Origin of the sequence: Actinomadura sp. WMMA1423, from assembly GCF_006547145.1 — a bacterium.
Classification (GTDB): Bacteria; Actinomycetota; Actinomycetes; order Streptosporangiales; family Streptosporangiaceae; genus Spirillospora.
Genome location: NZ_CP041244.1, coordinates 7,369,954 through 7,388,551 on the forward strand (window position 1 = coordinate 7,369,954; position 18,598 = coordinate 7,388,551).

Consider the following 18,598-nt stretch of genomic DNA (forward strand, 5'->3'; position numbering starts at 1 on the left):
CGCCGGGTCAGACCTCGCAGAGCGCGAAGTCGTCGAAGAGCGCCCGGGCCAGCCCGGTGGAGCCTTCGGAGCGGACGGCCAGCAGGCCGCTCCAGCCGGGCGCGCCGGGCGGCGGGGTGGCGGTGGACGACGCGACCGGGTCGCCGTTCACCCACATCGCGAGGTCGATGCCGCCGTCGCCCCGCTTGACGCAGGCGGCCTGGAGCCGGTACTCGTCGCGCACCTTCCGGACCCTTCCGGACGCCAGGGTCTGCGCCTGCCCGGACGCCAGCCTGGCGATGCGGGCGCGCCCGTCCGCGCGCAGGAGGAACGCGTATCCGGAGCTTCCGCGGCAGAAGACGCCCGCCTCGCCGTTGGGGTCCGCCGGGAAGACCTTCGCCCCCATGAGCTGGGACTCGGGGATCCTGCTCACCGGTGCGCCGACCGTCGTGCTCGCGGTGTTCGGGAGGACGCGGACCTCGTACTCCTTGTCCTGGTAGGACGCGTCCCAGTCCGGCGTGGCGGCCGTCTTCCAGCCGGAGTCCTCGTGGCTGAACCCGTCGTCGAAGATCTTGTCCTTGACCTCCGGCGGTTCGTCGCCGAGGCCGGTCGCGCCGGACCCGGAGGCGTTCGAGGAGCCGTCGCCGTCCGGGACGCCGAGGGCTCCGATCATCGCGGCGGCGGCGACCACGCCGGCCGCGACGGCCAGCAGGCCGTGCTTGCGGTGCCGGGCCGGCCTCTTGGCCCGAGGCGCCGGAACGGAGATGCCGGCCGGGCTCGTCGGAGGCACGGCGTCCGCGCCCATCGCGGCCGCGACCGCGGGCTCCGGCGCGGGGACGGATCCCTGCTCGGTGGCAGGTATCGGCGGAACGGGCTCCTGCTCGGCGGCGGGCGGCGGAGGAGTCGCGGACTCCAGCTGGGCCGCGCTCTCCGGTGGAGGCGCGGACTTCGGCTGGGCCGCGGGCTCTGGCGAAGGTGCGGGCCGCTGCTCGGCCTCGGTCTCCGGTGACGGCGCGGGCTGTTGTCCGGCGGCAGGCGTCGGTGCGGGTGCGGGCCCCGGGGGCGGCATCAGGGGCGGCCCTGGGGCCGGCGCCGGGGCCGGCGGCGGCAGTTCGACCGTGGGCGGTGTCGCGGGCGGCTCGTCCTCACCGGTCAGGGCCTGGATCAGCTGCTTCACCGTGGGACGCTTCGCGGGGTCCTTCGCCAGCGACCGGGCGACCACGTCGTGGACGGCCGGGTCGAGGCCCTCCAGGTCGGGGTCGGCGGTCATCACCCGGTTGATGACCTCATGGAGCCGCCCGCCGCCGAACGGGGCGCGCCCGGTTCCCGCGTAGGCGACGACGCAGCCCCAGGAGAACACGTCGGCGGCCGGCGTGATCTCCTCGCCCTGCATGAGTTCGGGCGCGATGTAGGCGGGCGTGCCGACGAACTGGCCGGTCCTGGTCGGGCCCTCGGTGGCGTCCAGCGCCCGGGCGATGCCGAAGTCGATCACGCGCGGCCCGGTCGCGGACAGCAGCACGTTGGACGGCTTGAGGTCGCGGTGCACGATCCCCGCGCCGTGGATGGCGAGAAGCGCCGTCGCGATGTTGACCGCGAGGGCCTCCAGGTCGCCGCCGCGCAGCGGCCCGTTCGCCTTGACGGCCTCCTCGACGGACGGCCCGTTCACGTACTCGGTCACCACGTAGAGCGGGTCGCCGTCGAGGCGGGCGTCCAGGACGGCGGCCGTGCAGAACCGGCTGACCTGCCGCGCGGCCGTCACCTCCCGGCGGAACCGGTCGTGGAAGGCCTCGTCGTCGGTCAGTTCGGCGTTGATGACCTTGACCGCGACCTGCCGCCCCGCGTCGTCCTCGCCGAGGAAGACGGTGCCCATGCCGCCCCGGCCGAGCCGAGCGGTGAGCACGTAGGGGCCGAGGAGACGCGGGTCTCGATCACGAAGGGACGTCCGCATGGCTCGGCTCCCGGGGGTGTGCTGATATTCAGTATGTCCTGCGGTCAGAATCTTTGACGTCCGGCCGCGGGGCAATGGTTCGCGGACCGCGGGAGGAAAATTGGACGTGACGGCGGACGTGCTCGGTGCCGGGTACGAGGCGATCGAGCTGCCGATGGGCCGCGACGCCGAGGGCGAGGTCGTGGCGACGCTCGTGCGGCGGCGCGGCGGCGGCGACCCGTCCCGGCGGGCGGTGCTGTACCTGCACGGGTTCGTCGACTACTTCTTCCAGCGGCACCTCGCCGACTTCTACGTCGAGCTCGGCTTCGACTTCTACGCGCTCGACCTGCGCAAGTACGGCCGCTCGCTGCGCCCGCACCAGACCCCGAACTACGTCGAGAGCCTGTCGGACTACTTCCCCGAGATCGACGAGGCGGTGCGGATCGTCCGGGACGTGGACGGGCACGACACCCTCCTGCTGAACGGCCATTCGACCGGCGGCCTCGTCGCCGCCCTGTGGGCCGACCGGGCGAAGGGCAAGGGCCTGGTCGACGGCATGTTCCTCAACAGCCCGTTCCTGGACATCGCCGAGCCGCTGGTGATGCGCAAGGTCGGCGCGGGCCTGGCGCGGGCGCTGCGGCCCCGTTTCCCGAAGGCGAAGCTGCCCGCCGGCGTGTCCGACCGGTACCCGCGCAGCATCCACCGCGACCACGAGGGCGAGTGGGACTTCGACCTCGCCTGGAAGCCGATCACCGGGTTCCCCGTGCGGGCGGCGTGGCTGGCGGCGGTCCGCCGGGGGCAGCTGCGCCTGCACCGCGGCCTGGACGTCGACGTCCCGGTGCTGGTGATGGCGTCGACGCGCAGCGTCCGCCCGACCCGCAAGGTGCTGGACGTGACGGGCGCCGACGCCGTCCTGGACGTCGAGCACATGGCGAGGTGGGCGCCGCGGATCGGGCGGCACGTCACGCTCGTGCGGATCGACGGGGGCCTGCACGACCTGGTGCTGTCCGCGGAACCGGCCCGCACGCGGGTCTTCGAGGAGCTGACCCGCTGGACGAACGGCTACCTGCCGCCCCGGCCGGGGCCGGGGCGCGGCCCCGACCCGGCTAGCTGAGGATCTTCGACAGGTCGAAGTCGTCGAAGTCGACGATGATCTGCTGCGCGGCGTTGCCGCCCCGCTGGACCTGGAGTCCGGCCTTGCCGTTGCCGAGCGGCTGGTCGGAGTCCGTCACGTCGATGGCCTGGTCGCCGTTCACCCAGAGCCGCAGCCGGACCTGCTTGCCGTCGTCGCCGCTCTCGCACGCGATCTGGAGCTTGTTGGCCCCGCCCTCGGAGAAGCCCGGGACGGAGTCGGGGTTGGCCAGCTCCTTGGTGCCGACGTCCTTGGCGGCCTTGCGCAGCACCGCGCCCTTGCCGTCGTTGCGGACCAGGAACATGTACCAGCTGTTGTCGGCCGAGCGGCAGTAGAGGCCGAACACGCCGTCGGGGGGCCCTTCGGCGACCTTGGCGGTGACCGTGGCGAGCATCGGGTCAGGGGCGAACTCGTCCTTGGGCACGTCCCGCCCCACCGTGGCGGTGCTGCCCTCCGTCTGCAGCCGGTAGCCGCCGTTGGTGTAGCTGTACTGGTTCGGGTAGTTGCCCCAGTTGGAGCCGTCGCTGGAGAACTCGTCGCTGAACCACGTGGCCAGGTTTTCGGGCGGGCCGCCCGGGCGCAGCGCGAGGAACGCCACGACGGCGAGCACGGCGAGGGCCGCCACGACGGAACCCCCGATGATCAGCGGGCGCCGGGGGAGCCCGCCGCCGCCCGGCCCCAGCGCGGGGCGCGCGTCCTGGCGAGTGGCGCCGGGTGCCGCGGGCGGAGCGGTCGGCTGCTGGAAGGCGGATTGAGCGGTCGGGGCCTGGGCGGCCGGAGCCTGGACGGTCGGCTCGCCCGGGGCCGCGTGCCAGCTCGCCTGGACGGTCTCGGCGAGCTTCGCCGGATCGGCCTTGCCGTTGCCGACGAGTCGGCCGAGCAGGTCCTGGACGGTCGGCCGCCGCCGCGGGTCCTTGTCGAGCGCGGCGGCGACGACGTCGCGCAGGCCGGGGTCGAGCCCGTCGAGCCTCGGCTCCTCGTGCACGACGCGGTAGAAGATCTCCGGGACGGTGGTGCCCAGGAACGGGGGGCGCCCCGTCCCGGCGTAGGCGACGACGCAGCCCCAGGAGAACACATCGGAGGCGGGCGTGACCTGCTCGCCGCGCAGCAGTTCGGGCGGCAGGTAGTTCGGCGTGCCGACGAACTGGCCGGTGCGGGTGGGGCCGTCGGCGGCGTCGAGGGCGCGGGCGATGCCGAAGTCGATGACGCGGGGTCCGGTGGAGGACAGCAGGACGTTGGCGGGCTTGAGGTCGCGGTGCACGATCCCGGCGCCGTGGATCGCGGCGAGGGCGGTGGCGACGCCGACCGCGAGGCCCTCCAGGTCGGAGCCGGGCAGCGGGCCGCGCTCGGCGACGGCGCGCTCCAGGCTCGGCCCCTCGATGTACTCGGTGACGACGTACAGGGGGTCGGTGTCCAGCTCGGCGTCCATCACCGGCGCGGTGCAGAACCGGCGGACCTGCCGCGCGGCGGTGACCTCCCGGCGGAACCGCTCGCGGAACGTGCCCTCTCCGGCGAGCTCCCGGTTGATCATCTTCACGGCGACGCGGCGTCCGGCGCGGTCCTCGCCGAGGTAGACCGTCCCCATGCCGCCCCGGCCGAGGCGCCCGACCAGCGTGTAAGGTCCGAGCCCTGCGGGGTCGTCGGGGCGCAGGGCCTCCCCGTTCTCTCCTGCGTGCGTGGTCATCACGTTCCTGAGGGCGAATCGGGAGTCTTTGCGTAGAACCCTAGCGGTCCATGGTTACTCGGACGCGCCAACGCGTCAGCGCGTTCGGCGGCCCGGGGGAAGAGTGCGGAACGGCGGCAGTTTCTCGCCGGTGAGCCCGAACGCGTACGCCACGACCCGGCTGGACCACCGCTGGCATCCGACGACCAGCGCGTACAGGGCGCGCGGGTACCGGCCGGTGAACGGGATGACCAGCCAGCTCAGCAGCATCACGAGCACCAGGGCCGCGTACATGAGCAGCATCACGGCCAGGTGCGGGATCACCAGCAGGCCCCTGAGCAGGGTGAACCAGCGCCGGGGGCCGCGCCACGCGGCCGGGAACGGCAGGTCGACGAGCACCGTCTCCTCGCCTCCGCCGGGCTCGCGCTCGGCCGGACCGGTCGCGACCCGGGCCTCGGCGGCGGGCCTCGGCGCCGGGACCTCGGCGCCCGCCGGCCGCCCGCCCTCCGGAGCGGGGACGGCGGGCGGCTCCGCGGCCGGATCCGGCCCCCGCCACGTCTCCGAGATCGTCTCCACGGCCTGGGTGAGGTCGGCCTTCTCCTGCCCGACGAGCAGGGTGAGCAGCCGCCGCGCCGACGGCCGCTCGCGCGGGTCCTTGCCGAGCGCGGCGGCGACCACGTCGCGCAGCCGCGGGTCCAGGCCGGCGAGGTCGGGCTCCTCGTGCTCGATGCGGCGGAACGTCTCGGCGACGGTGCCGCCCTGGAACGGGGGGCGCCCCGTCCCGGCGTAGGCGACGACGCACCCCCACGAGAACACGTCCGACGCCTGCTCGACCGGTTCACCGCGCAGCACCTCGGGCGCGATGTAGGACGGCGTGCCGACGAACTGGCCGGTGCGGGTGGGGCCGTCGGCGGCGTCGAGGGCGCGGGCGATGCCGAAGTCGATGACGCGGGGTCCGGTGGAGGACAGCAGGACGTTGGCGGGCTTGAGGTCGCGGTGCACGATCCCGGCGCCGTGGATCGCGGCGAGGGCGGTGGCGACGCCGACCGCGAGGCCCTCCAGGTCGGAGCCGGGCAGGGGCCCCTTGTCCCGGACGGCCTTCTCCAGGCTCGGCCCGTCGATGTACTCGGTGACGATGTACGGCGGGTCCTGGTCGAGCTCGGCGTCGATCACGGGCGCGGTGCAGAACCGGTGGACGCGCCGCGCGGCCGTCACCTCCCGGCGGAACCGGGCGAGGAACGCCGGCTCCCCGGCCAGCTCGCGGTTGACGACCTTCACCGCGACCCGCCGCCCGTCCGGCTCGGCGCCCAGATAGACGGTGCCCATGCCGCCGCGGCCGAGCCGCCCGAGCAGGCGGTACGGGCCGAGGACGCGGGGCTCGTCCTTGTCCAGCGGTCCGGCGTACGTCGTCATGGGGGGCGGCGCTCCTCGAAAGATCGTCTGTCCGGGCCAGCCTAGGGGAGGCGGCGGCGCCGGGCGGGCGGTCAGGGGATCAGCAGGAGCTTGCCGGTGCTGCGCCTCGCCTCCAGGTCGGCGTGCGCGCCGGCGGCCTCGGCGAGGTCGTAGCGGCGGCCGACGTGGACCTTCACGGCGCCCGACTCCACCCACGCGTAGACGTCGGCGGCGCGCTCCAGCAGCTCCCCGCGCTCCTCGACGTAGTGGCCGAGGGACGGCCGGGTCAGGAACACCGAGCCGGCCCGGTTGAGGCGCTGCGGGTCGAACGGCGGGACGGGGCCGCCCGCCGCCCCGTACAGGGCCAGGGTGCCGCGCCGCCGGAGGCTCTCCAGGCTCCCGTCGAACGTGGGCGCCCCGACGCCGTCGTACACCACGGCGACGCCCTCGCCGCCGGTCAGCTCCCGCACCCGCGCGGCGAAACCGTCATAGCCCATCGTGACGTCCGCGCCCGCGTCCTTCGCCAGCTTCTCCTTCTCCGGGGTGGACGCCGTCGCGAGCACCCTGGCGCCGAGGGCCTTGGCCGCCTGCGTGAGCAGCAGCCCCATCCCGCCCGCCGCCGCGTGCACGAGGACGGTGTCGCCCTCCCGGACCGGATAGGTCGCCCTGGTCAGGTAGTGCGCGGTCATGCCCTGGAGCAGCGACGCGGCCGCGTCCTCCAGGCCGACGCCCTCCGGCACGGGGACGACCTTGTCCGCCGGGACGACGGCCTTCTCGGCATAGCCGCCCTGCACGTTCGCCCAGGCGACGCGGTCGCCCACCGAGAACTCGCCGACGCCCTCGCCGACCGCCGCGACCGTCCCGGCCGCCTCGACGCCCGGCGTGTACGGGGTCTCCTGCGGGTACGCGCCCGTCCGGAAGTACACGTCGATGAAGTTGACCCCGGCGGCGGCGACGTCGATCAGCACCTCGCCCGGCCCGGGCTCCGGGGCGGGGCGCTCGGACGCCTCCAGCACCTCCGGGCCGCCGTTGCGGGTGATGACGATCGCGCGCATGTGGTCCTCCTGACGGTCGGTTCGCGTTGACGCTCCCGGAAACCCGGTGCGCCCAGGGGCTATTCCGCCTGCCGTGGCGCCCGAACCCGGCGCCGGGGATGTTCGTACGCCGGGGCGCTCGCACACCCGCCGCCCGGGTGCTCGCACACCTGCCGCCCGGGGGTGCTCACACACCTGCCGCCCGGGTGCTCACACCCAGTCGCGCATGGTCCGGCTGACCTGGGCCACGGCCTCCTCCACGCGGGCCGCGACCGTTCCGGCGTCCCAGATGTCCCGGCGGGCGCAGTCCTCGAAGGCGACCTTGGTCGTGGCCAGGTAGAACGACACGACGACCCGCGGCCGCAGGTCCTGCTCCATGTCGACGCCCTCGCGGCGCGCGATCTCGGCGGCGAGCGCCTCCGCCGACGCCGAGTACCTGGCCATCTGCGCCGCCATCAGCGCCGGCGTCGCCTCGATCACCTGCCGGACGCGGCGGAACCGGGCGCCGTGGGCCGGGTCGCTCTCGGCGATCGTCCGCAGCACGACGCGCAGCGACTCGAACAGCGCGGTGAACGGCCGCTCCCCGGGCGGGCGGGCCGCGAGCGCCTCCTCCAGCACCTGGTCGTGCTCGCTGAGGAAGCTCGTGACCACGTCCTCCTTGGTGCCGAAGTAGCGGAAGAAGGTGCGCTGCGACACCTCCACCGCCGCGACGATCTCGTCGATCGTCGTCGCCTCGTACCCCTTGGCGAGGAACAGCTCCAGGGCCGCGTCGATGAGGGCGAGGCGGGTCCGCTGCTTCTTGCGCTCGCGGAGCCCGGCGAGGGCGCGGCCCTGCTCCGGGCCGTGCCCGTGGACGCCGTGGTCGGTGTGGCCTGACGGGTCGCCGGCGGGGACGGCGCTCATCGGCTCGCTCCTTCTATTGGGCTGACGCGGGCGATGCCCGCCTCACAGAGGCTTCTATCACGGACGGGGCCTCCCCATACGGGCCGGGTTCCGGCGACCGGAAGGCCGCCGCGCGGCGATTGGCGCATATCGCGCCGGTCCGTTCCGCCGCCTCCCCGGACCATCCCCTTACGGCCGGGGTACACCCGTCCCCACTCTCGGGATTCTCCCTCCACGGCCCTCGGAATCGGGTCATGCTGATTACCGGTCACCAACCGTCGCCGGGTGATCGCACAAGGTCATCGCGGCGGCTCGGACCTGCTGAGGCGGCTGATGTGTCTGTAGTCGGTGGGCGGGAGATCGACGAGGTGCGCCGGCGCCACCTCGTGGCGCTCGCGTGCGAGGTCGAGGCCCGGGGCCTGGCCTGGCGGTTCGCCGGGCCGGGGGAGTCCCTGCTCGCCGTCTCCATGCCGGGGACGGGGCGGCACCTGATCGTCCTCGCCACCCCCTCCGGCGACGGCTGGTACTACCTGTGGCCCGCGGGCGGCATGGCCGACGTGGCCCGGCTCACCGAGGTCGCCGACCGCATCCGCACCCTTCTCCGCTGACCCCGCCTTGCTCCCCGGGCCCGGGGTTCCCTAGACTCGGGTGCGAACGTCTGTTCGAAGTTCCGCATGTCCTTCCCCCGTGCGGTGAGCGCGAGGGGGAGGCAGATGACGCGCGTTTTCGGCGATCCGGTCGACGTCTGGGTGAATGATGGGCGTCCGGTCCGGTTCGTCTGGCGTGGCCGGCTCTACAGCGTCCGGCGGGTGCTGGAGCACTGGGTCACGACCCGCGACTGGTGGCGGGAGCGGCAGCCCGACGGCGAGGCCACCGGCGAGCGGGAGTTCTGGCGGGTCGAGGCGACCCCGGACCGGGAGATCGGCGTCTACGAGCTGCGTTATGACGTGGCCGCCGACAGCTGGCTGCTATCCCGGGTATGGGACTGACGTGCATATTCATGTCGCTTCGTCCTATTCGCTCCGGTTCGGCGTGGCGCCGCCCGCGGCGCTGGCGGAGCGCGCGGCGGTCCTCGGCATGCAGACTCTGGCGCTGACCGACCGCGACGGCCTCTACGGGGCCGTCCGGCACGTGCGGGCATGCGCGGACGCGGGGATCGGCGCCGTCGTCGGCGCCGACCTCAGGGTCGCCTCCACCGGGGAGGAGCGCGTCGTGGTCCTCGCCGAGGGGCGCGCGGGGTGGCGGTCGCTGTGCCGGCTGGTGACGGCGGCGCACGCGGCGGGCGAGCGCGGCCGCCCGCTGGTGACCAGGGAGATGGTCGCCGCGCACGCCGAGGGTCTCGTCGTCCTGCTCGGCCCGGCCTCCGACGTCGGACGGGCCCTCACCGGGCGGCGCCCGGACGTGGCGGCGGACCGGCTCGCCGCGTGGCGGGCCGCCGCCGAGACCGTGATCGAGATCGTCGACCACCGGGACAAGGGCGACGGGCCGCGGGCGGCGCGGATGCTCGCGCTCGCCCGCGAGGCCGGGGTCCCCGCCGTGCTGGGCAACGCCGTCCGCTACCTGGACCCCTCCGACCACCCGGTCGCGCAGGTCCTGGACGTGACGCGCCGCCTCGTCCCGCTGGACCGGCGGCACCTGGACGACCGCACCGGCCAGGCCTACCTGAAGTCGGTCCCCGAGATGCGCCGGGTCGCGGAGGCGAGCTGCGGCCCGGACGAGGCGGACGCGCTGCTCGCGGCCACCCGGCGGCTGTCGGAGCGCTGCGTCCTCGATCCCGGCCGCGACCTCGGCATGGACGAGGTCCACCTGCCGGCCGTCGAGGGCGATCCGCACGCCAGGCTCGCCGCCATGTGCGAGGAGGGGATGGCGCGGCGCGGGCTCGGCGGGTCGCGCGAGGCCGCGGCCCGGCTCGACCAGGAGCTCGGCGTGATCGGCCGCAAGGGCCTGGCGCCGTACTTCCTCACCGTCGCGGACGCCGCCGCGCTGATCAGGGCCCGCGGCATCCGCTGCGCGATCCGCGGCTCGGGCGCGGGCAGCCTGGTCAACCACCTGATCGGCATCAGCGACCTGGACCCGCTGCGGCACGACCTCGTGATGGAGCGGTTCCTCGCCGACAGCCGCGAGGGCCTGCCCGACATCGACCTGGACGTGGAGTCCGCCCGCCGGCTGGAGGCCTACCAGGCGCTGTTCGACCGGTTCGGAGCGGACGCCACGGCGTGCGTGTCGATGATGGAGACCTACCGGGCGCGCAGCGCGCTGCGCGACGTCGGCAACGCCGTCGGGCTCCCGCCGCACGAGATCGACGCGATCGCCAAGGCGTTCCCGCGGATCCGGGCGAGCCAGATCCGCACGGCCCTGGAGGACCTCCCCGAGCTGCGGCAGAGCAACCTCGCGGCCGGGCGCCTGGAGGTGCTGTTCCGGATCGCCGAGCGCCTGGACGGGCTGCCCCGCCACATCGCCATGCACCCGTGCGGCGTCCTGCTGTCCAACCCGACGCTGCGGGACAGGACGCCGGTCGAGCGCGCCGCCGTCGGGTTCCCGATGAGCCAGTTCGACAAGGACGACGTCGAGGCGATGGGGCTGCTCAAACTCGACGTGCTCGGCGTCCGGATGCAGTCGGCGATGGCGCACGCGGTCGGGGAGGCCGCCCGGATCACGGGGGAGACGGTCTCGCTGGAGGACGTCCCGCGCGACGACCCCGCGACGTACGAGCTGGTGCGCACGTCGCGCACGCTCGGCTGCTTCCAGATCGAGTCGCCCGGCCAGCGGGAGCTGATCGGCCGGCTCCAGCCCCGCGACCTGGACGACCTCGTCATCGACATCTCGCTGTTCCGCCCCGGCCCGGTCAACTCCGACATGGTGACGCCGTTCCTGGAGGCCCGCGCGGGGAGGCGGGAGCCCGCCTACCCGCATCCCGACCTCGAACCCGCGCTCCGGGAGAGCCTCGGCGTGGTCGTGTTCCACGAGCAGGTGCTCCGGGTCATCGACGTGATGACCGGATGCGGCCTGTCCAAGGCCGAGGCGGCGCGGCGGAGCCTGAACCACGAGCGGGGACAGGCCGTGGTCGGCGCATGGTTCCGGGAACGGGCCCTGGCGCGCGGCTATGACGAGGCGACCGTCGAACGCGTCTGGCGGATGCTGACCGCGTTCGGCGCGTTCGGCTTCTGCAAGGCCCACGCCGCGTCGTTCGCGCTGCCCACCTACCAGTCGGCCTGGCTGAAACGGCACCACACGGCCGCCTTCTACGCGGGCGTCCTCACCCACGACCCGGGCATGTACCCCAAGCGGGTCATCCTCGACGACGCCCGGCACTTCGGCGTGCCGATCCTGCCGCTGGACGTCGACCGCTCGGACGCGCAGTGGCGCGCCGAACCCGTCCAGGGGGGCGGCCCGGCCGGGATCCGGGTCGCGCTGAGCGAGGTCAAGGGCATCTCCGACGCCGAGATCGGCAGGATCACCGCGGCGCGGCCGTACCGGTCGCTGACCGATTTCTGGCGGCGCGCCCGGGTGTCGCGGCCGATCGCCGAGCGGCTCGTCCTGGCGGGCGCGTTCGACGCCCTCCACGACGGCGTCCCGCGCCGCGACCTGCTGTGCCGCGTCGGCGCCCTCGACCGCGTCACCGTCCGCCCGGCGCGGATCCCCGAGGGGCAGCTTCCCCTCGGCGGCGAGGACGGAGACGGCGTCCTCACCGGCGCGGAGGCCGACCCGGCGGAGGAGATCCCGGCGGGCGGGCTGCCGCTGATGACGCCCGCGGAGGTGGTCGAGGCGGAGCTGGACATCCTGGGCATGGACGTGAGCCGGCACATCATGAGCTTCTACGCCGGGCTGACCGCCGGGCTCGGCGTCGTCCGCGCCGCCGACCTGCCGGGACGTCCGGACAAGAGCGAGGTCCTGGTCGCCGGGGTCAAGGTCGCGACGCAGACCCCGGCGGTCAGGTCGGGGCAGCGCGTCATCTTCGCCACCCTGGACGACGCGACCGGCCCGGTCGACCTCACGTTCTTCGAGTCGGTGCAGGACCGGTGCGCCGCCACCGTGTTCGGCTCCTGGCTGCTCGTCGCCCGGGGGCGGCTCCGCCGCGCGGGGGACCGCGCCGTGTCGATCACCGCGAACGCCTGCTGGGACCTGAACGCGTTGCACGAGGAGTGGCGCCGCGGCGGCCCGGACGCGGTCCGCGCGGCCATGGCGGGCCCGCCGGCCCGGGGGCGGCCGGTGGGGCGCCGGATCGTCCAGCCCACGGGCTTCGCGATGTCGCCGTACTCCGACATCGGCCATGCGGGCCCGGCCGTCAAGCGCCCCCCGCGCGCCTCCCTCTGGCACACCAGCCAGGGCAGCTCCGGCCCCGCCCCGGGCTGACCCGCGCCGCCCGCCCGGGCCGGTTCAGCGGGTTATCTGGATCCGGGTGATCTGGAAGACGGTGGCCATGCAGAGGGCGGCGGCGAGGGCCTGGAAGGCGGCCGCGGCGACGCCGACGTGCACGTCGAGGCGGGCGTCGGCGAGGGTCTCGACGCTGCCGTGGGCGAAGACGTGGCCGAGGAGGAGGCCGAGCAGGGCGCAGGCCCACCAGCCCGCGACGACGAGCCCGGCGGCCTGCCGCTCGGCCGTCCGGTACCGGCCGCTGTTCACCCACACCTCGTAGACCACCCGGGGCGGCATCCACAGGTTGACGACCGGGAGGAACCACCCGACCAGGACCCAGGCGCGGTGGTGCCGGTGCGGGCCGGGGGACTGGTGGAACGCCCGCCACAGCCAGGTGAGGTACAGCAGCCCGGTGACCGCCGCCATGATCGTGCCGATCGTGAACACGTCCGCGTAGGGGGCGAGGGCCCTGCCGGTGGCGGCGGCGTCATAGCTGTCGTGCGTCGCGCCGTGCAGCGGCCGCGCCAGCCTGAGCAGGCTGATCCCCGAGCCGAGGGCCACGAACGCGTTGAAGCCGAGCAGCATGAACACCGCCACGCCGACGGCCCGGAAGTCGCGGCGCCGCGCCCACGCGCCGCAGGCCGGGCACCGGTCGACCTCCGTCGGGATGATGTCGCCGCACAGCGCACACGGCATGATCCACCTCCCCAGGGCCTTTGCCATCGGCTGTTCTGGATACTACGTACGTTTGACCGGCGCGGCCCAACGCGGGTTCGGGCCCTTACCGGATCGTCACATGTGCAGGACGAGACGTGTCGCAGCCCACGTCGCGGCGGCGGTGACGGCCGCCCAGGCGGCGAGGCGTCCGAGGCCACCTGTGGACAGCAGCCGTTCGGGCCGGAGCCCGGTCACCGCCAGCAGCGCCCACCACTCGGCGGTCAGCGCGATCGTGGCGGGCAGTGCCCCGAACCCGATCAGGGAGAAGAGCAGGACGACGCCCGCCGGGGTGAGGGTGTGGGCGAACAGGGCCGGCCCCCGGGAAGGCCCTCGCAGGCCGCGCCGCAGGCCCGCGAGGACGGCCCCCCAGCCCGCGGCGCACAGCACCCATACGACCAGCACGGTCACGGGCAGTCCGTTCATCGACTCCGGTGTCAGTGCCGCGCCTCCCCCGTCTCCCCGTGTTCTCCCGTGTGCTTCCCCTGCCCGGGCCGTCAGGTCATGAGGCCCGACTCCCAGGCCCAGGCCGCCGTCGCGACCCGGTTCCGCGTGCTCAGCTTGCGGTTGACGCTGCCGAGGTGCGTCTTGACCGTCGAGAGCGACACGTACAGCTCCGCGGCGATCTCCTCGTTCGTCAGGCCGCGCGCGACGAGCCTGACCACGTCCAGTTCCCGCTCGGTGAGCGGCTCGCGCGGCGGGACGGGCCGCGCGGCCGGCTTCGCCAGCCGCTCCAGCAGCCTGACGGTGATCGACGGCGACACCAGCGAACCGCCGTTCGCGGCCGCGCGGACGGCCTCCACCAGCAGCGCGGGCCCGCTGTCCTTCAGCAGGAACCCGACGGCGCCGCCGCGCAGCGCCCCGTAGACGTACTCGTCCATGTCGAACGTCGTGACGATCACGATGCGCGGCGGGTCGGGGACGCCCGGGCCCGCGAGCGCGCGGGTCGCCTCCAGGCCGTCCATCCGCGGCATCCGGATGTCGAACAGGCACACGTCGGGACGCAGCCGCCGGGCGAGCGCGACGGCCTCGGCGCCGTCGGCGGCCTCCCCGACCACCTCCATGTCGGGCTGCGAATCGACGATCATCCGGAACCCGGTCCGGACCATCTCCTGGTCGTCGGCGATCAGTACGCGGATGGTCACCTTGCCGATTGTGTCAGCATCCCCGGGTATCCGTCCGATACGGTCGTCCGCCGCCACCGCCATCTGCCGGTACGGTCACCCCTCCGCCACGGGCAGCCGGGCGACGACCTCCCACCCGCCCTCCGGACGCGGGCCGGCGTGCAGCCGCCCGCCGAGCGCGCCGACCCGCTCGGCCAGCCCGGTGAGCCCGAACCCGCCGGACGGCAGCCGCCGACCGCCCCGCCCGCGCCCGTCGTCGCGCACCGCGACCTCGACGTCGCCCCCGACCCGCGCGAGCGAGACCCGCACGCTCCCGGCGTCGGCGGCGTGCTTGCGGACGTTGGTCAGCGCCTCCTGGACGACGCGGTGCGCCGACGCCGCGACCTCGGGCGGCAGCGGGCCGAGGCCGGGCGCCAGCGTGAGCGCGGCGGGCGGGTGGGCGAACCCGTCGACGAGGTCCCTGAGCTGCGCGAGGTCTCCGACCGGGCGGGTCCCGGCGCCGCCCGCGGGCAGGGCCTCCCCGTCCGGCGCGTTCACGTGCTGGGCGTCGCGCAGCAGCCCGACCATGCGCCGCATCGAGGTGAGCGCCTCGGTGCCGGCCTTCTCGATCTCGCCGAGCATCCGGTCGAGCTGCTCCTGCGTCTGCGCCGTGCCCGACTGGGCCGTGAACCTCGCCGCCTGCGCCTGGACGACGATGCCGGTCACGTGGTGGGCGACGAAGTCGTGCAGGTCGCGGGCCAGCTCGAGCCGCTCGTCCCGCCGCGCCGACGCCAGCGACCTGGCCCGCCGCGCGTCCAGGGCCCGCAGGTAGACGCCCACGCCGAGCGCGACCGCCACCGTGATGCCGAGCGGGGCCGTGAACAGCACCGCCGCGATCAGCGACCAGCGCAGCGGCGTCGCCAGGACCGCCGCGGCCAGCAGCACCGCGATCGGGACGAGCCGGTCGCGGCGGGCCTTCCACACCACCCGCGCGAGGACGATCAGCAGGCCGCCGATCTCGGCGAACAGGCTCGGGGCGCCGATCTCCGGCCGGGCCACCGTCCCGAAGTACACGGTGGCGAGCGCCGACAGCCCGCCGGCCCCGGCCGCCCACGCCAGGAAGCCGCGCCCGGAGACCGCCGCGGCGTTGGCCACCGCCGCGACGAACACCATCCACAGGGTGTGGGCGTCCCGGAGCCCTGCCGCCGTGCACCCCAGTAGGAACAGCGCCGCGAAACCGGCGTACGCCGCGCGCACCAGGCAGCCGCCCACCGAGTGGATGCGGTCCAGCCGTGCCCCTACGTCGCTCACGTTCAAGCAGCGTACGACCCAGTGCGGACCGCCGGATCGACCGTTCGGACGATCCCGGGCCCCAGGTACCGGCTTCGCGTCCGATGCGGGCGGGCTGCGGCGACGCGCACGCTTGGGCCATGTACCTGATCTACCTCCCCCTCGCCGCCCTGTTCGCCGCCTTCGTGGTCTACGGCGGCGTCGTGATGCCCGCCATGGAGATCGCCGAGTCGATCCGGAACCGCCGCCGGACCCGTCCGCCCGACAACGTCGTGGACCTGCGCCCCGCGAGCGAGCCGGGCCCGTCGAGTGCGGGGGAGGCGGCGTGAGCGAGACCGTCCTGTCCGGCCGCGGGCTGGTGAAGCGGTTCGGCCCGGCCGTCGCCCTGGACGGCGTCGACCTGGCCGTGGGCCGCGCCGAGGCCGTCGCGATCATGGGTCCGTCCGGGTCGGGCAAGTCGACGCTGCTGCACTGCCTCGCCGGGATCATGAAGCCGGACGCGGGGGAGGTGCACCTGCTCGGCCGGCGGATCGACACGCTCGGCGAGCGCCGCCGGAGCGCGCTGCGCCGGGGCCGGTTCGGGTTCGTGTTCCAGTTCGGGCAGCTGCTCCCCGAGCTGCCCGCCGTGGAGAACGTCGCGCTGCCGCTGATGCTGAACGGCACCTCCAGGCGGGAGGCGGCGCAGGCGGCGCGGTCCTGGTTCGGGCCTCTCGGGCTGGACGGCCTGGAGCACCGGCGTCCGGGCGAGCTGTCGGGCGGGCAGGCGCAGCGCGTCGCGATCGCCCGCGCCCTCGCGCCCCTCCCGGCCGTCGTGTTCGCGGACGAGCCCACGGGCGCGCTCGACCAGGCGACCGGCCACGACACCATGCGGCTGCTCGTGGACGCCGCCGAGCACAACGGCGCGTCCCTGGTCGTCGTGACTCACGACCCTTCGGTGGCGGGCTGGTGCGACCGCGTCCTGGAGGTCCGCGACGGGCGCATCCAAGTCCCCATGCAGAGGACGGCCTGATGCGCACGGCGGTGGAACTCTCCTGGCGCCTGCTGCGCGGCGGGGGCAGGAACACCATGCTGGGCTCGCTCCTGACCCTCGCCGCCGTCGCCGTCTCGACCGGTCTTCTGCTGTTCGCGGTGGGTGCCGACCACGCGTTCCTCCAGCGCGCCCACGCCGACGCCTGGCGGCATCCAGGGAAGCCGGTCGCGGACCCCTCCGCGATGGAGGCGCTGTCGACCGACTACGTCCAGGGCAAGCCGATCACGGTCGTGGAGCTGGCCGCGCTGAAGGGCGACGCCCCGGTGCCGCCCGGCATGACCCGCTTCCCGAAGCCCGGCGAGGTCTGGACGTCCCCCGCCTTGGCCCGCCTGATGAGGGAGCTGCCCGCCGACCGGCTCGCGAAGCGGTTCCCCCGTGCGGCGGGAACGCTCGGACGCGGCGCGCTCGTCCATCCCGGAGAGCTCGTGGCCGTGGTCGGACGCGCCGCCGGCGACCCCGCCATGACCGCCGACCGGGACGCCGTCGAGCATCTCGGCACGACCGGCGGCCCGGCGCGCATCGACCGGTTCGCGACCGGCGCGTCCTGGGCCGCGGGCGTCTACCTGCTGCTCGCGGGCCTGGCCTCGGCGCTGATGGTCGTCCCGTTGCTGGTCTTCGGCGGCGCCGCGGCCCGGCTCACCGTGGCCCGCCGCGACGGCAGGCTCGCGGCGCTGCGGCTGGTCGGCGCCACCCCCGGGCAGGTCGTGGCGATCACCGCGACCGAGGCGGTGCTGACGGCGGCCGCGGGCGCGGTGGCCGGGCTCGTGCTGTACGCGGCGGCGGTACCGCTGCTCACCCGGATCGAGATCGCGGGCGGCGGCTGGTTCGCCGGCGACCTGTGGCCCGGGCCCGCGCTCCTCGCGGGCGTGCTCGCCGCGGTCCCCGTGCTCGTCGGCGCCAGCGCCGTCGTCGGCCTGCGCCGCGTGGTCGTCAGCCCGCTCGGCGTCGCGCGCCGCGAGACCCCGCCCGGCATGCGGGCGGTCCGGATCCTCGCGCTGCTCGCCGTCGTGGCGGCGTTCGGCATGGTGGGCGGCGGCCTGATCGACATGGGCCGCGCGGGCATGGTCGTCCTGATGGTCTTCCTCGTGCTCGCCTTCCTCGCGATCAACTTCGCGGGCCCCTGGGTGGTGGCGGTCATCGGCCACCTGACGGTCGCCACGGCGCGCGGCCCCGCCCGGCTGCTCGCCGGGCGCCGCCTCGTGGACGACCCGCGCTCGGCCTGGCGGACGGTCGCCGGCGTCGCGCTCACCGGCTTCGTCGCCGGGTTCTTCGCCCTGCTGAACGCCCCCGCGTCCGCCGGCGAGCCGCGGGACGAGCTGCGGCTGGCCGTCCCCTACGAGCGGTCCGCCGCCGTCGCCGAGCAGGCGAGGGGCAGACTGGCCGGTCTCGATGCGGGGGTCTCGGTGCGCAGGACCGAGGCCGCGCAAGGCCCGCCGCCCGCCGCCGGGCCCGCGGCCCCGACCGGCGTCGTGACGGTCGAGATCTCCGGCGGAGCCGCCGCCGTCGACCGCGCCCGGACGGTGCTCGCCGGCCTCGTCCCGGGAAAGGTCGCCACCACCCCGGCCGACGACGAGGTGACCGGTGACCGGCTGCTGGCCGACCTGCGCACCGGAGCGCTGACCGTCCTCGCCGTCTCGTTCCTGCTCGCCGTCGCGAGCGCGGGCATCACCGGGGCGTCCGCCGTCCTCGACCGCAGGCAGGCGTACGCGATGCTGCGCCTGGCCGGGACGCCCCTGTCCGTGCTCGACCGGGCGCGCCGCCAGGAGACCCTGATCCCGCTGGCCGTCATGGGCGGCGGCTCCCTGCTGGCGGGACTGTTCTTCAGTCTGCCGTTCGCTCAGGGGTTCGGGCTCTCCGGCCTAGCCGGGCTCGCGGGGTTCGTCGTCCTCGGCTTCGGCGGCATCCTCGGCGCGAGCGCGCTGAGCCGCCCGCTGTTGCGCTCCGTAACGGCTGAACCGGCGCCGCGCCCGGACTGGAGCGGAGGAGGGGGCGAGAATGTCAGACCCTCTGCGTAGCGTTGACCTTGTGATTTGGGAGACACCGGGAACAGGTGTCGAACCAAGTTGCTTTCAACTACGTACCTAGGGGTATGTGAC

Annotated in this window: 16 protein-coding genes; 7 read left to right on the forward strand and 9 right to left on the reverse strand. The window is 74.8% G+C overall.

The annotated features are described in order from the left end of the window. Positions 1 to 7: 7 nt before the first annotated feature. Positions 8 to 1,927 carry a serine/threonine-protein kinase gene (locus FKD65_RS45865; RefSeq protein WP_240809734.1) on the reverse strand — a complete coding sequence of 640 codons (1,920 nt, stop codon included), beginning with the start codon at positions 1,925 to 1,927 and terminating at the stop codon, positions 8 to 10. 106 nt (positions 1,928 to 2,033) lie between these two features. Here FKD65_RS45865 and FKD65_RS34265 point away from each other — a divergent pair, with 106 nt between their 5' ends. Next, positions 2,034 to 3,020 (forward strand): alpha/beta hydrolase, encoded by a 987-nt coding sequence (locus FKD65_RS34265; protein WP_240809735.1) that lies wholly within the window; start codon positions 2,034 to 2,036, stop codon positions 3,018 to 3,020. Here FKD65_RS34265 and FKD65_RS34270 read toward each other — a convergent pair. The 4 genes from FKD65_RS34270 to FKD65_RS34285 all read right to left on the reverse strand — a co-directional run bounded on the left by FKD65_RS34270 (position 3,013) and on the right by FKD65_RS34285 (position 8,030). Further along, the gene (locus tag FKD65_RS34270; RefSeq protein ID WP_141582635.1) at positions 3,013 to 4,722 is read right to left on the reverse strand and encodes a serine/threonine-protein kinase; all 1,710 of its coding nucleotides are present in this window, start codon (positions 4,720 to 4,722) and stop codon (positions 3,013 to 3,015) included. The two genes, FKD65_RS34265 and FKD65_RS34270, sit on opposite strands and share 8 nt — an antisense overlap. Positions 4,723 to 4,797: 75 nt before the next feature. Beyond that, positions 4,798 to 6,114 carry a DUF4389 domain-containing protein gene (locus tag FKD65_RS34275; protein ID WP_141582637.1) on the reverse strand — a complete coding sequence of 439 codons (1,317 nt, stop codon included), beginning with the start codon at positions 6,112 to 6,114 and terminating at the stop codon, positions 4,798 to 4,800. A gap of 71 nt (positions 6,115 to 6,185) precedes the next feature. Beyond that, positions 6,186 to 7,148, reverse strand: coding sequence for a quinone oxidoreductase (locus tag FKD65_RS34280; protein ID WP_141582639.1), 963 nt, complete (start codon positions 7,146 to 7,148; stop codon positions 6,186 to 6,188). Positions 7,149 to 7,337: 189 nt separating this feature from the next. Beyond that, entirely contained in the window at positions 7,338 to 8,030 is a 693-nt protein-coding gene (locus FKD65_RS34285) for a TetR family transcriptional regulator (protein ID WP_141582642.1), read from the reverse strand. Between the two features lie 314 nt (positions 8,031 to 8,344). Here FKD65_RS34285 and FKD65_RS34290 point away from each other — a divergent pair, with 314 nt between their 5' ends. From FKD65_RS34290 to FKD65_RS34300, 3 genes are all read left to right on the forward strand, one after another. Beyond that, positions 8,345 to 8,617, forward strand: a complete 273-nt coding sequence (locus FKD65_RS34290; RefSeq protein ID WP_240809736.1) for a hypothetical protein — start codon at positions 8,345 to 8,347, stop codon at positions 8,615 to 8,617. Between the two features lie 105 nt (positions 8,618 to 8,722). Further along, positions 8,723 to 8,998 carry a DUF6504 family protein gene (locus tag FKD65_RS34295; RefSeq protein WP_141582644.1) on the forward strand — a complete coding sequence of 92 codons (276 nt, stop codon included), beginning with the start codon at positions 8,723 to 8,725 and terminating at the stop codon, positions 8,996 to 8,998. 1 nt (position 8,999) lies between these two features. After that, positions 9,000 to 12,362 carry a DNA polymerase III subunit alpha gene (locus FKD65_RS34300; protein WP_240809737.1) on the forward strand — a complete coding sequence of 1,121 codons (3,363 nt, stop codon included), beginning with the start codon at positions 9,000 to 9,002 and terminating at the stop codon, positions 12,360 to 12,362. Positions 12,363 to 12,386: 24 nt separating this feature from the next. Here the strand turns inward: FKD65_RS34300 and FKD65_RS34305 are convergent, their stop codons facing one another. From FKD65_RS34305 to FKD65_RS34320, 4 genes are all read right to left on the reverse strand, one after another. Next, positions 12,387 to 13,061 carry a DUF4328 domain-containing protein gene (locus FKD65_RS34305; RefSeq protein ID WP_141582649.1) on the reverse strand — a complete coding sequence of 225 codons (675 nt, stop codon included), beginning with the start codon at positions 13,059 to 13,061 and terminating at the stop codon, positions 12,387 to 12,389. Positions 13,062 to 13,157: 96 nt separating this feature from the next. Further along, complete coding sequence (locus FKD65_RS34310) at positions 13,158 to 13,505, reverse strand: hypothetical protein (RefSeq protein WP_240809738.1); 348 nt, start codon at positions 13,503 to 13,505, stop codon at positions 13,158 to 13,160. A gap of 71 nt (positions 13,506 to 13,576) precedes the next feature. Next, positions 13,577 to 14,224: a response regulator transcription factor gene (locus FKD65_RS34315; protein WP_205718341.1), complete on the reverse strand. Its 648-nt coding sequence runs from the start codon at positions 14,222 to 14,224 to the stop codon at positions 13,577 to 13,579. 75 nt (positions 14,225 to 14,299) lie between these two features. Next, positions 14,300 to 15,493, reverse strand: a complete 1,194-nt coding sequence (locus tag FKD65_RS34320) for a sensor histidine kinase (RefSeq protein ID WP_240809739.1) — start codon at positions 15,491 to 15,493, stop codon at positions 14,300 to 14,302. A 119-nt stretch (positions 15,494 to 15,612) separates the two neighbouring features. On the opposite strand from FKD65_RS34320, the gene FKD65_RS45870 reads away from it, so the two are divergent. The 3 genes from FKD65_RS45870 to FKD65_RS34330 are packed head-to-tail and all read left to right on the forward strand — an operon-like array spanning position 15,613 to position 18,517. Continuing rightward, positions 15,613 to 15,801, forward strand: coding sequence for a hypothetical protein (locus tag FKD65_RS45870; protein ID WP_240809740.1), 189 nt, complete (start codon positions 15,613 to 15,615; stop codon positions 15,799 to 15,801). Next, positions 15,798 to 16,481: an ABC transporter ATP-binding protein gene (locus FKD65_RS34325; RefSeq protein WP_141582655.1), complete on the forward strand. Its 684-nt coding sequence runs from the start codon at positions 15,798 to 15,800 to the stop codon at positions 16,479 to 16,481. The genes FKD65_RS45870 and FKD65_RS34325 overlap by 4 nt, the downstream gene beginning before the upstream one ends. Beyond that, on the forward strand, positions 16,481 to 18,517 hold the full coding sequence (locus FKD65_RS34330; protein ID WP_141582657.1) for an FtsX-like permease family protein: 2,037 nt from the start codon (positions 16,481 to 16,483) through the stop codon (positions 18,515 to 18,517). The genes FKD65_RS34325 and FKD65_RS34330 overlap by 1 nt, the downstream gene beginning before the upstream one ends. Positions 18,518 to 18,598 lie beyond the last annotated feature (81 nt).

Excerpts from the sequence above, each read along its gene's own strand:
- FKD65_RS45865 (WP_240809734.1), bottom strand. The coding sequence starts at position 1,927 with ATGCGGACGTCCCTTCGTGATCGAGACCCGCGTCTCCTCGGCCCCTAC.
- FKD65_RS34270 (WP_141582635.1), bottom strand. The coding sequence starts at position 4,722 with ATGACCACGCACGCAGGAGAGAACGGGGAGGCCCTGCGCCCCGACGAC.
- FKD65_RS34275 (WP_141582637.1), bottom strand. The coding sequence starts at position 6,114 with ATGACGACGTACGCCGGACCGCTGGACAAGGACGAGCCCCGCGTCCTC.
- FKD65_RS34280 (WP_141582639.1), bottom strand. The coding sequence starts at position 7,148 with ATGCGCGCGATCGTCATCACCCGCAACGGCGGCCCGGAGGTGCTGGAG.
- FKD65_RS34285 (WP_141582642.1), bottom strand. The coding sequence starts at position 8,030 with ATGAGCGCCGTCCCCGCCGGCGACCCGTCAGGCCACACCGACCACGGC.
- FKD65_RS34295 (WP_141582644.1), top strand. The coding sequence starts at position 8,723 with ATGACGCGCGTTTTCGGCGATCCGGTCGACGTCTGGGTGAATGATGGG.
- FKD65_RS34305 (WP_141582649.1), bottom strand. The coding sequence starts at position 13,061 with ATGCCGTGTGCGCTGTGCGGCGACATCATCCCGACGGAGGTCGACCGG.
- FKD65_RS34310 (WP_240809738.1), bottom strand. The coding sequence starts at position 13,505 with ATGAACGGACTGCCCGTGACCGTGCTGGTCGTATGGGTGCTGTGCGCC.
- FKD65_RS45870 (WP_240809740.1), top strand. The coding sequence starts at position 15,613 with ATGTACCTGATCTACCTCCCCCTCGCCGCCCTGTTCGCCGCCTTCGTG.
- FKD65_RS34330 (WP_141582657.1), top strand. The coding sequence starts at position 16,481 with ATGCGCACGGCGGTGGAACTCTCCTGGCGCCTGCTGCGCGGCGGGGGC.